Origin of the sequence: Maribacter orientalis (assembly GCF_900109345.1) — a bacterium.
In the GTDB taxonomy this organism is placed as follows: Bacteria; Bacteroidota; Bacteroidia; order Flavobacteriales; family Flavobacteriaceae; genus Maribacter; species Maribacter orientalis.
Genome location: NZ_FNZN01000003.1, coordinates 34,880 through 48,540, shown reverse-complemented (window position 1 = coordinate 48,540; position 13,661 = coordinate 34,880). Strand labels below are relative to the sequence as shown.

General features: G+C 34.7%; 17 protein-coding genes. All 17 read right to left on the bottom strand.

The features are described 5' to 3' along the window. Nucleotides 1–16: 16 nt before the first annotated feature. Nucleotides 17–946, bottom strand: coding sequence for a citrulline utilization hydrolase CtlX (gene ctlX / locus BMY56_RS07250; protein WP_091622029.1), 930 nt, complete (start codon nucleotides 944–946; stop codon nucleotides 17–19). 43 nt (nucleotides 947–989) lie between these two features. Beyond that, entirely contained in the window at nucleotides 990–1,904 is a 915-nt protein-coding gene (locus tag BMY56_RS07245; protein WP_091622026.1) for a dimethylarginine dimethylaminohydrolase family protein, read from the bottom strand. A gap of 94 nt (nucleotides 1,905–1,998) precedes the next feature. After that, on the bottom strand, nucleotides 1,999–3,285 hold the full coding sequence (locus BMY56_RS07240) for a citrate synthase (RefSeq protein WP_091622022.1): 1,287 nt from the start codon (nucleotides 3,283–3,285) through the stop codon (nucleotides 1,999–2,001). A 115-nt stretch (nucleotides 3,286–3,400) separates the two neighbouring features. Beyond that, the gene (locus BMY56_RS07235; protein ID WP_091622020.1) at nucleotides 3,401–4,936 is read right to left on the bottom strand and encodes a glycogen synthase; all 1,536 of its coding nucleotides are present in this window, start codon (nucleotides 4,934–4,936) and stop codon (nucleotides 3,401–3,403) included. A gap of 120 nt (nucleotides 4,937–5,056) precedes the next feature. Then, a complete protein-coding gene (gene eno, locus BMY56_RS07230) occupies nucleotides 5,057–6,349 on the bottom strand; it encodes a phosphopyruvate hydratase (RefSeq protein WP_091622017.1) in 1,293 nt (430 codons plus the stop codon). Between the two features lie 103 nt (nucleotides 6,350–6,452). Next, on the bottom strand, nucleotides 6,453–7,580 hold the full coding sequence (gene carA, locus BMY56_RS07225; protein WP_091622014.1) for a glutamine-hydrolyzing carbamoyl-phosphate synthase small subunit: 1,128 nt from the start codon (nucleotides 7,578–7,580) through the stop codon (nucleotides 6,453–6,455). Nucleotides 7,581–7,673: 93 nt separating this feature from the next. Continuing rightward, the gene (rplQ, locus tag BMY56_RS07220) at nucleotides 7,674–8,237 is read right to left on the bottom strand and encodes a 50S ribosomal protein L17 (protein ID WP_091622012.1); all 564 of its coding nucleotides are present in this window, start codon (nucleotides 8,235–8,237) and stop codon (nucleotides 7,674–7,676) included. A gap of 59 nt (nucleotides 8,238–8,296) precedes the next feature. Continuing rightward, nucleotides 8,297–9,289 carry a DNA-directed RNA polymerase subunit alpha gene (locus tag BMY56_RS07215; RefSeq protein WP_091622009.1) on the bottom strand — a complete coding sequence of 331 codons (993 nt, stop codon included), beginning with the start codon at nucleotides 9,287–9,289 and terminating at the stop codon, nucleotides 8,297–8,299. A gap of 17 nt (nucleotides 9,290–9,306) precedes the next feature. Then, nucleotides 9,307–9,912, bottom strand: coding sequence for a 30S ribosomal protein S4 (gene rpsD / locus BMY56_RS07210; RefSeq protein ID WP_091622006.1), 606 nt, complete (start codon nucleotides 9,910–9,912; stop codon nucleotides 9,307–9,309). A gap of 87 nt (nucleotides 9,913–9,999) precedes the next feature. After that, a complete protein-coding gene (gene rpsK / locus BMY56_RS07205) occupies nucleotides 10,000–10,392 on the bottom strand; it encodes a 30S ribosomal protein S11 (RefSeq protein WP_036152169.1) in 393 nt (130 codons plus the stop codon). A 9-nt stretch (nucleotides 10,393–10,401) separates the two neighbouring features. Next, on the bottom strand, nucleotides 10,402–10,776 hold the full coding sequence (gene rpsM, locus BMY56_RS07200) for a 30S ribosomal protein S13 (RefSeq protein ID WP_091622003.1): 375 nt from the start codon (nucleotides 10,774–10,776) through the stop codon (nucleotides 10,402–10,404). Nucleotides 10,777–10,778: 2 nt separating this feature from the next. Continuing rightward, nucleotides 10,779–10,895 carry a type B 50S ribosomal protein L36 gene (gene ykgO / locus BMY56_RS07195; protein WP_013305171.1) on the bottom strand — a complete coding sequence of 39 codons (117 nt, stop codon included), beginning with the start codon at nucleotides 10,893–10,895 and terminating at the stop codon, nucleotides 10,779–10,781. An 8-nt stretch (nucleotides 10,896–10,903) separates the two neighbouring features. Then, nucleotides 10,904–11,119, bottom strand: a complete 216-nt coding sequence (gene infA / locus BMY56_RS07190) for a translation initiation factor IF-1 (protein ID WP_013305172.1) — start codon at nucleotides 11,117–11,119, stop codon at nucleotides 10,904–10,906. A 3-nt stretch (nucleotides 11,120–11,122) separates the two neighbouring features. Beyond that, the gene (gene secY, locus BMY56_RS07185; RefSeq protein WP_091621999.1) at nucleotides 11,123–12,466 is read right to left on the bottom strand and encodes a preprotein translocase subunit SecY; all 1,344 of its coding nucleotides are present in this window, start codon (nucleotides 12,464–12,466) and stop codon (nucleotides 11,123–11,125) included. Between the two features lie 14 nt (nucleotides 12,467–12,480). Next, nucleotides 12,481–12,933, bottom strand: coding sequence for a 50S ribosomal protein L15 (gene rplO / locus BMY56_RS07180; protein WP_091621996.1), 453 nt, complete (start codon nucleotides 12,931–12,933; stop codon nucleotides 12,481–12,483). Nucleotides 12,934–12,945: 12 nt separating this feature from the next. Then, on the bottom strand, nucleotides 12,946–13,125 hold the full coding sequence (gene rpmD, locus BMY56_RS07175; RefSeq protein WP_091621993.1) for a 50S ribosomal protein L30: 180 nt from the start codon (nucleotides 13,123–13,125) through the stop codon (nucleotides 12,946–12,948). Nucleotides 13,126–13,135: 10 nt separating this feature from the next. Beyond that, nucleotides 13,136–13,660 carry a 30S ribosomal protein S5 gene (rpsE, locus tag BMY56_RS07170; protein ID WP_091621991.1) on the bottom strand — a complete coding sequence of 175 codons (525 nt, stop codon included), beginning with the start codon at nucleotides 13,658–13,660 and terminating at the stop codon, nucleotides 13,136–13,138. Between the last annotated feature and the right edge of the window lies 1 nt (nucleotide 13,661).

Sequence of the window (13,661 nt, the reverse complement as noted above, 5' to 3'; positions counted from 1 at the left end):
TAAAGTCTATAAAAATTTAACCTTTAGGAAGAAACACCTCAGCCATCATACATCTTGCACTACCACCACCACATGTTTCTATGGTCTCTAAAGAACTATGAAGAATAGGACAATGATGCTCTATTTGGGAAATTTGTATTGGAGTTAGACTGTTAAAAGCAGCTGTACTCATCACCATGTACTTTTGACCTTCACCACCTAAAACCTGCAACATATTACCAGCGAAATGATGCATTTGTTTTTCAGTAATCGTTATTATTTCCTTACCATCATTCTTAAGGTGGTCTAGAACATTCTTCCTTTCTTTCTTGTCATCAATAGAATCAGTGCAAATTATAGCAAAGTTCTCTGCCAACGCCATCATAACGTTGGTATGATAAATAGGCAACCTTTTACCATCTACAGATTGATTTGCCGTGAATATCACCGGAAAATAGTCAAAATCTTCACAAAATTCAATGAATAAATCTTCATCTGCACGTTGAGATAATGCACAATATGCTTTTTTATTCACCCTATCTATTAAAATACTCCCAGTGCCTTCAAGAAACAGCCCCTCATCTTCGGCTGAAGTGTAATCAATTACATCATTAATTTTAAAACCGCTCTTTTCTAAGATTACGAATATATCTTCTCTACGCTCATTTCTTCTATTTTCAGCAAACATAGGGTATACACCGACAACACCATTAGAGTGAAAGGATATCCAATTATTTGGGAAAATACTATCCGGTGTATCAGGTTCTTTCGTGTCATCAACAACAATAACATTGACCCCTTTGTTTTTTAATACGGATACAAAGTCATCAAACTCTTCTTGAGCTTTTTTATTAATATCTTGATTCTTCAAATCAATATCTTCCATAAAGTAGTTATTGACTGCGGTCTGTTCATTCATTCTGAAAGACACTGGACGAATCATTAGTATGGTATTAGTTATTTGCATATCTGGGTACTAATTAAATTTCTCTTTTATTTTTTATTATAATTTATGCTCTTATAAGGGGTAATGTACTGCAACGTAATAGCCCTTCTTGTTTAGAAATTTCTGCATATGGAATTTCTTCAACCGTAAAACCTTGCTCACGTAACCAATTATTTAAGCGCGTAAAATTACGCTCGGAAACAATGACATCAGGAGAAATTGAAAATACATTGCTAAACATATGATACATTTCCTGAGCATCAATTTCAAATATATTTTCTTTGCCAAAAAAATCTACTAACCATTGATATTCTTCCTCTACAAGAAATCCGTTCTTATGCAATATGGCTTTCCCTTTGCCTAATGGCTGAAAGCAACAGTCTAAGTGTAACGCATTATCTTGGGCAACCGTATTGGACTTTCTTAACTCAAAGGATTTAATGGTCTTGTGTGGAAACTGCTTCGTTAAATATTCTACGGCCGCTTTATTTGTTCGTGCTGTTATATATGATGAATAATCTGCTGCGGTATAAGTACCTACAAATATATATTCGTTCCATGGCATAACATCACCGCCTTCTACATGAACATTGGCAGGCGGTTGTAGAATATTTTTTTCGTCAATTTTATCAAGAACATGTAAAATTGCCTCTACTTCTTGTTCGCGATCAGGCAATATATTTGCTTTGATCAATTTATCTTCAATTACAAAAGCAATATCTCTTGTAAATATCTGATTGCAGTTCTCTAAAACTTCCGGTCGAAAAACTTTTACATTGTACTTCTCAAATACCTTTCTAAAGGCTTCCATTTCTTGAACCATATCTGATTCTTTAGGATATGTGCCTGCTTTAATATGCTCTAAGGATTTTGGATCATACGCTTCTTCAACTGTAGGAACAGGCCCTGAACTTTTAGCTATACCTAAAACAACAGCCTTTAATGGTGATATTTCGTCTTTAATATTTAATTGAAGCATGGGTATTCTATTTATATATGATTAAAAAATAGCACAAAAAAAAGCTCCTTTAAAAATTAAAAGAGCTTTTTGTTTTTTTATTAACGGTAGCAATCTACCTCTTGTCAAGTTCGACAAAAGGTCTTAATTTTTCTCCGATATATATTTGTCTCGGTCTTCCGATAGGCTCACCGTTCAATCTCATTTCTCTCCATTGAGAAATCCATCCTGGCAATCTTCCTAATGCAAACATTACAGTAAACATTTCGGTAGGAATACCTAAAGCTCTATAGATAATACCCGAATAAAAATCAACATTCGGATATAATTTACGGTCTACAAAATAGGGATCTTCCAATGCCTCTTTGGCCAAGCCTTTAGCAATTTCCAAAATTGGATCTTCAATCCCCAAATCTGCTAAAACTTCGTCGGCCGCCTGTTTGATAATTTTGGCCCTAGGGTCAAAATTCTTATATACTCTATGCCCAAAGCCCATTAATCTAAAAGGATCATTCTTATCCTTAGCTTTGGCCATATATTTTTTAGTATCACCACCATCCTTTTGAATCGCCTCCAACATTTCCAATACGGCTTGATTCGCTCCACCGTGCAATGGACCCCATAATGCTGAAATACCTGCCGAAAGTGATGCAAATAGTCCCGCATGGGAAGAACCTACAATACGTACGGTTGAGGTAGAGCAATTTTGCTCATGATCTGCGTGTAAAATCAATAACTTATCTAGAGCATCGATTACAATTTTATTCCTTTTGTATTCTTGCGTAGGCTTCTTGAACATCATTTTATGAATGTTCTCTACATATCCTAAGCTATCATCTCCATAATCTAAAGGCAAACCTTTCTTCTTACGAAGCGTCCAAGCTACTAAAACTGGGAATTTGGCGAGTATCCGTACAATAGCACCGTACATTTCATCCTTTGAGGTAACGTTTACCGAAATTGGGTTAAAGGCTATAAGTGCACTGGTCAAAGAAGATAACACTCCCATTGGATGTGCCGATTTTGGAAAAGCATCCAGAATCTTTTTCATTTCCTCGTCAACGTGAGATTCATTTTTTATATCTACATGAAAAGCCTCCAATTGTTCCTTATTTGGAAGTTCTCCAAAAATCAACAAATATGCTACTTCTAAAAAATCAGCTTTTTCAGCTAGTTCTTCAATAGAATACCCTCTATATCGTAAGATTCCTTTCTCACCATCTAAGAATGTAATGGCACTTTCACAAGAACCGGTATTCTTAAAACCCGGATCTATTGTAATAATCCCTTTGGTGTCTGAACGCAACGATTTAATATCAATTGCAAGTTCATCTTCGGTTCCCTTTATTACAGGAAACTCATATTTTTCACCATTATATTCTAAAATAGCTTTATCTGACATTTTTAATTTTTACGTTATAAATACTTCTCGTAAAGTTAGCAAAACACGTTCGTTTTAACAATTACAACATTCTGTTTGGGCTAAAATTAACAATTACTTCTATCAACTACATAACTTACAACAGATATAATGATTTATAGTATTCATCTAATGATTTATCCCAAGTAAAACGAGCCTTTTTAGCGTTTGCCTGAATCTTTTCCCAGGTGGGTCTATCCTTTTCCCAAATGGTCAAAGCTTCATCAAAACTCGATACCATATTTTTAATTTGTTCGTCGTAAGTTTCACCCGAAAATGCAAAACCAGTTTTCATATGCTCAACAGTATCTTTAAGCCCCCCGGTATGATGAACCAAACATGGATTACCATTTCTCATGGCCAACATTTGACTAATACCACATGGCTCAAATAAACTTGGCATAAAATATAAATCGGTCTCCAAATACATGGAATCTATCAAGTCTTCGGATTGCCCATTGGTGAACACAAAATTCTTATGCTTGTAACTCATTTCACGAAAAAATTCTTCGTAATCTGGATCACCTGTACCTAACAACATAAAAATGCCTTCAATTTCATTTAAACGAGCAAGCATTTTCTCAAAAGCTTCGGGTGAACGTTTTAAAAAATAGAATTTTTGTTCGGTTAAGCGCGCCACACTAGACACAATAAATTTTGGTCTATTACCCACATACTGCATAATTTTCTCACCGGTATGAGCTAGAAAATCAGCTTTATATTTTTTTGAAGTGTCTTGAAGCCATCTAAATAAAGCTTTTACGGTATTCCTATACAACAAGCCTGTTTCAGCTACTCGAATATTACCATAATTACTCGCATTTAGGATACCAAAAAGCCTACCTTCATTATCAGCCTTTTGCAAATCAACTTCTAAGCTTTCACCACCAATAAATTCAGGTCTTCTACTTGGCAATAGAACATCCTCCTTATAAGATGGAGAAACCGTATGAACAGCATCTGCCAATCGTATCCCTACCGCCATCAGATTGATACAATCTTGATAACGGGGATCCATAAGAGCTTTATGGTCTAACTCAACCTCGGGAAACCAATTATTAACAGAAGCATAATTATTATAAAAAGGCCTTATACCCTGAATTGCTAAATTATGAATACTATATACGTACCTCATTTTTTTCAAATCTTGGTACTCTGGATGGTACTTTTTTATGAACAACAAGGCGGCAGCATGCCAATCATGCATATGTACGATATCCAAATCTCCAAAAGCGCCAATTTTTATAGCCTCAGCAGTAGCTGCACAAAAAATTACAAATTTTATAAAATCATTATAAAAAGGCTCGGTTGGATCATCGTGATATATATGTGCTATTCCGCCTTCAAGAATTTCAGGATGATGAATTACATAATGAGTGATATTCGCATCGACCTTCTTAGGTACTACCTCATATAATTCGGCGGTGTATGGCATACCTCTAAGACTAAACTCTAGTTTCGTCTTAAAAATTCCATTTTTATGCAATCTTGAATAGGCAGGTACAACTACATGAGCTTTATCACCTCTTCTCGAAATCTCTCTCGGCACATCTCTAACTACATCACCCATTCCACCAGCCTTACAATCTGGAATGGCATCATTCTCAGCTGAAACAAAAAGAAAATTATTCATACGCTAACAAAGGGAGGTTATTATTGGATTATTCTCAAAAGGTAGTTAAAGTTTCGGAGTACGCCAAAAAAAAAAGCCTTTCCAAAAGGAAAGGCTTAAATCAATTAAATTTTTAGAAAACTACCCTATTTTAAATGCTTTTTCCTGAGGATAGTAAGCTGTACTACCTAGCTCTTCTTCAATTCGAAGTAGTTGGTTATATTTTGCCATACGATCTGATCTTGAGGCAGAACCGGTCTTGATCTGACCTGTATTTAAAGCTACTGCTAAATCTGCAATGGTATTATCTTCTGTTTCTCCTGAACGGTGAGACATAACACAGGTATAACCAGCATTTTTGGCCATATTCACTGCCGCAATAGTTTCAGTCAAGGTTCCAATTTGATTTACTTTTATCAAAATTGAATTAGCAATACCCTTTTCTATACCTGTAGCTAAACGCTCAACATTGGTAACAAACAAATCATCACCTACCAATTGAACTTTATCGCCAATTTTATCTGTTAATGATTTCCATCCATCCCAATCATTTTCGTCCATACCGTCCTCAATAGAGATGATAGGATATTTCGCGCTTAAATCTGCTAAATATTGAGCTTGCTCTTCAGATGTTCTAATTACACCTTTATCTCCTTCAAACTTGGTGTAGTCATATTTTCCATTTACATAGAACTCGGCCGCAGCACAGTCTAATGCGATCATTACATCATCACCCAAAGAATACCCAGCATTTTTCACAGCTTTAGCTATTGTCTCCAAAGCATCTTCGGTACCACCAGCTAAATTAGGTGCAAAACCACCCTCATCACCTACAGCCGTACTAAGACCGCGGTCATGTAATACCTTTTTCAAATGGTGAAAAATCTCAGTACCCATCTGCATTGCATGAGAAAAGCTCTTAGCTTTAACAGGCATTACCATAAACTCTTGAAAAGCAATAGGCGCGTCTGAGTGAGAACCACCATTAATTATGTTCATCATAGGTACTGGAAGTGTATTAGCACTAACACCACCAACATATCTAAAAAGAGAAAGTCCTAGTTCATTTGCAGCAGCCTTTGCAGCAGCTAAAGAAACCCCAAGAATTGCATTTGCACCTAATTTAGATTTATTCGGAGTTCCATCTAAATCAATCATAGTTTGATCCAAAAGATTTTGGTCAAACACATTCATTCCTAAAATCTCCTCTGCAATAATATTATTCACATTATCAACAGCTTTACTTACGCCTTTGCCCATGAAAGCCTTTCCTCCATCACGAAGTTCAACAGCTTCATGTTCACCGGTAGAAGCTCCAGAAGGAACCGCTGCTCTACCCATTATTCCATTTTCAGTAACTACATCTACTTCCACTGTTGGATTTCCCCTTGAATCTAGTATTTGCCTTGCGTGAACATTTAATATGATACTCATTTATATTGTTTTTATTGGTTGAAAAATTAAAAAGTAAAGATACAAAACCATGGTTTCTCCAAGTTTGTTTAATCCGTACATTTCCTAATTAAATACTATTTATTTAAACTATTTCGTTACGTCTAGCACTTTTCTTGATTAATTTGAAAAAATCATCAAAAAGATACTCTGCATCATGTGGACCTGGACTCGCTTCTGGATGATATTGAACAGAAAATACATCTTTATTCTTCATACGAATGCCTGCAACTGTTTTATCATTTAGATGCACATGTGTAATTTCTAAATTAGCATTAGCCTCAGTTTCTTCCCTATTAATAGCAAAACCGTGATTTTGAGACGTTATTTCTCCCTTACCAGTTAATAAATTTAATACAGGATGATTTATTCCTCTGTGCCCATTGTGCATTTTATAAGTTGACACACCATTCGCCAAAGCCAATACTTGATGACCTAAACAGATACCGAATAAAGGTTTGTCCGTTTGTATCATTTTCTTTGCAGCAGCAATTGCGTCGATCAAAGGTTCTGGATCGCCAGGGCCATTAGATATAAAGAACGCATCAGCATTCCACGAAGACATGTTTTCAAAACTAGAATTATATGGAAACACTTTTACGTAAGCATCTCTTTTTACTAGATTTCGTAATATATTCTTCTTGATTCCAATATCTAAAGCTGCAATTTTATAAGTAGCATTTTCGTCTCCAACAAAATACGCTTCTTTCGTTGAAACTTTAGAAGCCAACTCAAGACCTTCCATACTCGGCACCTCACTTAATTGTTTCTTTAAAGCGTCTATATTATCAACATCAGTAGAAATAACAGCATTCATAGCTCCGTTATCTCTTATGTAACCTACTAACGCCCTTGTATCAACATCAGAAATAGCAAAAAGATTATTCTCATTTAAGAAATTCTGTAAACTATCATCAGCTAACGGTCTAGAATATTCGTAACTAAAATTTCTACAAACTAAACCTGAAATTTTAATTGAATCAGACTCTACCTCTTCTTTATTTACCCCATAATTACCAATATGTGCATTGGTAGTCACCATAATTTGTCCAAAATAAGAAGGATCAGTGAATATTTCTTGATAACCTGTCATACCTGTATTAAAACAAACTTCACCAAAAGCAGTTCCTTCTTTGTCACCTACTGATTTACCATGAAAAATTGTACCATCAGCTAATAATATTAAAGCTTTTCTCTTTGCTTGATATTTCATTTTAGTCTAAAAATTTATTCGTTCACAAAAAAACAAAAAAAAAGGATAAGCTAGAAAGCTCATCCTTTTTCATTATAATTACTTATTGACAATTTATTCCTTAGAATCATCTGCCTTTACTTCATTATCAGTTTGAGCATCTGCTTCTGGATTTGATTCCTCAACAACTTTAGCTTCTTTAACCTCTTTCTCTGCAGAAATGGATTCAGCATCACTACCACCTGATCTTCTACTTCGTCTAGTTGATTTTTTCTTTGGCTTACCAGCATTATACAATTCGTTGAAATCAACCAACTCTATCATTGCCATATCAGCGTTATCACCTAAACGATTACCTAATTTGATAATTCTAGTATAACCACCTGGTCTATCAGCAACTTTTTCAGATACTACACTGAATAATTCAGTTACTGCATATTTATCACGTAGATTTTTAAAAACTATACGTCTATTGTGCGTTCCTTTTTCAGCACTAACATTATTTTCAGCTTTTGATTTAGTAATCAATGGCTCAATAAATTGTTTTAAAGCTTTTGCTTTAGCAACTGTAGTGTTGATTCTTTTGTGCTCAATTAAAGAACAAGCCATGTTAGCTAACATTGCTTTTCTATGCGCCGTCTTCCTACCTAAATGGTTAATTTTTTTACCGTGTCTCATTTTACAATTTTATCATCTTGCTACCAAACTCGTTCGAACGAGGAGCAAAATATGATTATTTAATCTTTATCTAATTTATATTTTGACAAATCCATTCCGAAACTTAATCCCTTGTTGATTACAAGCTCTTCTAGTTCAGTTAAAGATTTTTTACCGAAATTTCTAAACTTCATTAAATCGTTCTTATTAAAAGAAACTAAATCACCTAAGGTATCAACTTCAGCTGCTTTTAAACAATTTAGAGCACGAACCGAAAGATCCATATCTACTAATTTAGTTTTCAACAATTGCCTCATGTGTAAAGACTCCTCATCGTAAGTCTCTGTTTGAGCTATTTCATCTGCTTCTAACGTAATACGCTCATCAGAGAAAAGCATAAAATGATGAATTAATACTTTAGCTGCTTCAGTTAAAGCATCTTTAGGATGAATTGATCCATCAGAAGAAATTTCAAAAACCAATTTTTCATAATCAGTTTTTTGTTCAACACGAAAGTTTTCAATACTATATTTTACATTCTTGATAGGTGTAAAAATAGAATCAATTGCTATAGTACCTAACGGAGTACCTGATTTCTTATTTTCTTCTGCAGGTACGTAACCTCTTCCTTTTTCAATAGTAATTTCCATATTGATGCTAACTTTAGCATCCATATTACATATTACTAAATCAGGATTCAATACTTGGTAACCAGAAATGAATTTCTGAAAATCGCCAGCAGTCAATTGATTTTTACCACTTACAGATATAGATACAACTTCTGCTTCAGAGTCTTCAATTTGTTTCTTGAAACGAACTTGTTTCAAGTTCAAAATAATCTCTGTTACATCTTCTACAACGCCAGAAATCACCGAGAATTCATGCTCTACCTTATCTATCCTAACGGACGTAATAGCATGTCCTTCTAATGAAGAAAGCAATACACGTCTTAATGCATTCCCAACAGTCAATCCATAACCAGGTTCCAAAGGGCGAAATTCGAACTTCCCTTCGAAATCAGAGGAATCGATCATTATTACTTTATCGGGTTTCTGAAAATTAAATAATGCCATAATTGGATCAGTGTTGTTTATTTAGAGTATAACTCCACGATTAGTTGTTCTTTGATATTTTCTGGAATCTGTAATCTTTCAGGAATAGAAACATACGTTCCTTCCTTCTTTTCGCTATTCCAAGAAATCCATTCATAAACAGCACTACTTGCAGTTAATGAATCTTGTATGCTTTGAAGTGATTTTGATTTTTCTCTAACACCAACAACATCACCCGCTTTTAATGAATAAGAAGGTATGTTTACCAACTCGCCATTAACAGTGATATGTCTATGCGAAACTAATTGTCTAGCTCCACTTCTTGTAGGAGAAATACCCATTCTGAAAACAACGTTGTCTAAACGTGATTCACAAAGTTGAAGTAAAATTTCACCAGCAACACCTTCTTTTCTTTTTGCAGTTTGGAATAAGTTTCTGAATTGCTTTTCTAAAATACCATACGTATATTTAGCTTTTTGCTTCTCCATCAATTGAACAGAATATTCAGATTTTTTTCCTCTTCTTCTGTTATTTCCATGTTGCCCTGGAGGGTAATTTTTCTTTTCGAATGACTTATCGTCTCCGAATATTGCTTCGCCAAATTTACGAGCAATTTTAGATTTTGGTCCTGTATATCTTGCCATTTTCTTTAAATTTGAAAGTGAGATTATGAATTAAGGCTTATCCTTCGATAATCGTAACTACACTTTCGATGAAATATTAGTAATTAATTAAACTCTTCTTCTCTTAGGAGGTCTACAACCGTTGTGAGGCATAGGAGTAACATCAATAATTTCTGTTACTTCAATACCTGCATTGTGTAAAGATCTTATTGCAGATTCTCTACCATTTCCAGGTCCTTTTACATATACCTTAACTTTTCTTAAACCTGCTTCATGCGCAACTTTAGAACAGTCTTCTGCAGCTACTTGAGCAGCATAAGGTGTATTTTTCTTAGATCCTCTAAAACCTAATTTACCAGCAGATGACCAAGAAATCACATCTCCTTTTTTATTTGTCAAAGATATAATGATATTGTTGAAAGAAGCACTAATGTGAGCTTCACCAACTGAGTCAACTATAACTTTACGTTTCTTGGTAACTTTAGTATTTGCCTTTGCCATACCTAATTATTATTTAGTCGCTTTCTTCTTGTTAGCAACTGTTTTACGCTTTCCTTTTCTAGTTCTAGAGTTATTCTTGGTACGTTGACCTCTTAAAGGTAAACCTGACCTATGACGAATACCTCTATAACAGCCAATATCCATTAAACGTTTAATGTTCAACTGAGTTTCAGAACGTAATTCACCTTCAATTACAAATGCTGAAACAGCCTCTCTGATACGACCTATTTCATCATCATTCCAATCAGAAACCTTAGTATCTTCACTAACTTGGGCCTTACTCAAAATTTCTTGTGACCTACTTCTGCCAATTCCAAAAATGTAGGTTAAGGCGATCACGCCTCTCTTTTGTTTTGGTATATCAATACCTGCGATTCTTGCCATAATTACCCTTGTCTTTGTTTAAATCTAGGATTCTTTTTGTTGATTACGTACAACCTGCCTTTTCTGCGAACAATCTTGCAGTCGGCGCTTCTCTTCTTAACTGATGCTCTTACTTTCATCTTGTATCTTAGTATCTATATGTAATTCTTGCTTTCGTAAGGTCATACGGACTCATCTCCAATTTAACCTTATCACCAGGTAATAACTTGATATAGTGCATACGCATCTTACCTGAAATATGCGCTGTTACTACATGCCCATTCTCCAATTCTACCCGAAACATTGCATTTGACAATGCTTCTATGATAGACCCATCTTGTTCTATTGCTGCCTGCTTAGCCATAAATTATGCTACTTTTCTATTTTTGCCGGTTTTCATCAAACCATCATAATGTCTATTTAACAAATATGAATTTACTTGTTGTACCGTATCAATGGCTACACCTACCATAATTAATAGTGATGTTCCACCATAAAATAATGCCCAACCCGCCTGAACATCCATTAACTTCACTACTATCGCCGGTAAAATAGCCAGCAAAGCTAAGAAAATAGATCCAGGTAATGTTATTAATGACATAATCTTATCTAAATAATCTCCCGTTTCCTTTCCAGGACGTATTCCAGGTATAAAACCACCACTTCTTTTTAAATCATCTGCCATTTTATTGGTAGGAACCGTAATTGCAGTATAGAAGTACGTAAAAATTATAATTAGTATAGCAAATAATAAATTATATGCCCAACCGAATATATCACTAAACTGAACTTGCATCCACTGTCCAAAAGAAGTATCATCAAACGCACTACCTATCATACCAGGAACAAACATAATAGCTTGCGCAAATATAATTGGCATAACTCCAGAAGCATTTAACTTTAAAGGTATATACTGTCTAGAACCCATTATGTTCTTTTCATATCCACCAGACGCTGTACGTCGAGCGTACTGTACAGGAATTTGCCTTGTAGCCATTACTAAAAGAATACACGCTAATATTACCAAGAACCAAACAATGACCTCAATTAATATAAACATTAGTCCTCCGTTATTATCAGTTGTTCTTGAAATAAATTCTTGAACAAAAGATTGTGGCATCGTAGCAATAATACCTATCATAATTAATAAAGAAATACCGTTACCAATACCTTTATCAGTTATTTTTTCGCCAAGCCACATTGCAAATACAGTACCTGTTACCAATATAATAACAGCAGGAACCATAAAGTCCAATCCTTTGCCTAGTAAAAATGCAGTATCTCTAACACCAAATGCTTCTAAACCATACAGATAAGCAGGAGCTTGAACAATACAAATACCAATGGTTAACCATCTTGTAATTTGATTTATCGTCTTACGACCACTTTCCCCCTCTTTTTGCAGTTTTTGAAGATATGGTATTGCAATACCCATTAACTGCACAACAATAGATGCAGATATATATGGCATAATACCCAAAGCAAAAACAGAAGCATTAGCAAAAGCTCCTCCTGTAAATGCATTTAAAAGACCAAAAATACCCTGGTCAGTACTATCTGTCAATCCACCTAATTGAGTCGAATCTATACCTGGAAGTACAATTTGACAACCAAAACGATAAACCAACAAAAGACCCAATGTAATAAGAATTCTATTTCTTAGTTCTTCTATCTTCCAAATATTGGATATTGTATCAATAAAATTCTTCATGCTCTCGTTTATGCTTACAAACTTATTGCCTCTCCACCTGCTGCCTCAATAGCTGCTTTGGCAGAAACAGTAAATTTATGTACTGAAATTTTTAGTGGAGATTTTAATTCACCGTTACCTAAAATTTTCACTAAATCATTTTTACCAACTAAACCGTTTTCAATTAAGATATCTAAAGACACTTCATTAGTGATAATTTTACTATCAACAAGTTCTTGTAATTTTTCTAAATTGATACCTTGATAATCTTTACGATTAATATTTGTAAAACCAAACTTAGGTACACGACGTTGCAAAGGCATTTGACCACCTTCAAAACCAATTTTCTTAGAATAACCAGATCTTGACTTAGCTCCTTTATGACCTCTTGCAGCTGTTCCACCTTTTCCAGAACCTTGACCTCTTCCAAGACGTTTTCCGTCTCTATTCACTGAACCTTCTGCAGGCTGTAGATTATGTAAACCCATTCTATTCTATCTTTAAGCTTCCTCTGTGGAAACTAAATGTTTAACTTTATTTATCATTCCAAGAATGCTAGGTGTATCATCATGTTCAACAACCTGTCCAATTCTTTTTAAACCAAGTGCCTCTAAAGTCCTTTTCTGGTTTTGAGGTTTCTTAATTCCACTTTTTAATTGTGTAACTTTAATCTTTGCCATAATTCTACGCTTAGCCTTTAAATACTTTTTCTAAAGAAACACCTCTTTGTGCTGCAATTGTCTTCGCATCTCTAAGTTGTAATAAAGCATCAAAAGTAGCTTTTACAACATTATGTGGATTTGATGAACCTTGAGATTTAGAAAGTACATCATGTACCCCAACAGATTCTAATACTGACCTAACAGCACCACCAGCAATAACACCGGTACCATGAGATGCAGGTTGAATATAAACCCTAGCACCACCAAATTTACCTTTTTGCTCATGTGGTAAAGTACCTTTGTTTAAAGGAATACGAACTAAATTCTTTTTACCATCTTCAATAGCCTTAGCAATTGCTGTAGCAACTTCTTTAGATTTACCTAAACCATGACCTACAACGCCGTTTTCATCACCTACAACAACAATAGCAGAAAAACCAAATGCTCTACCACCTTTTGTTACTTTAGTTACACGTTGAATGCCAACTAATTTATCTTTTAAATCTAAACCGCCAGGCTTAACAGTTTCTACGTTTTTATATTTTTGGAACATA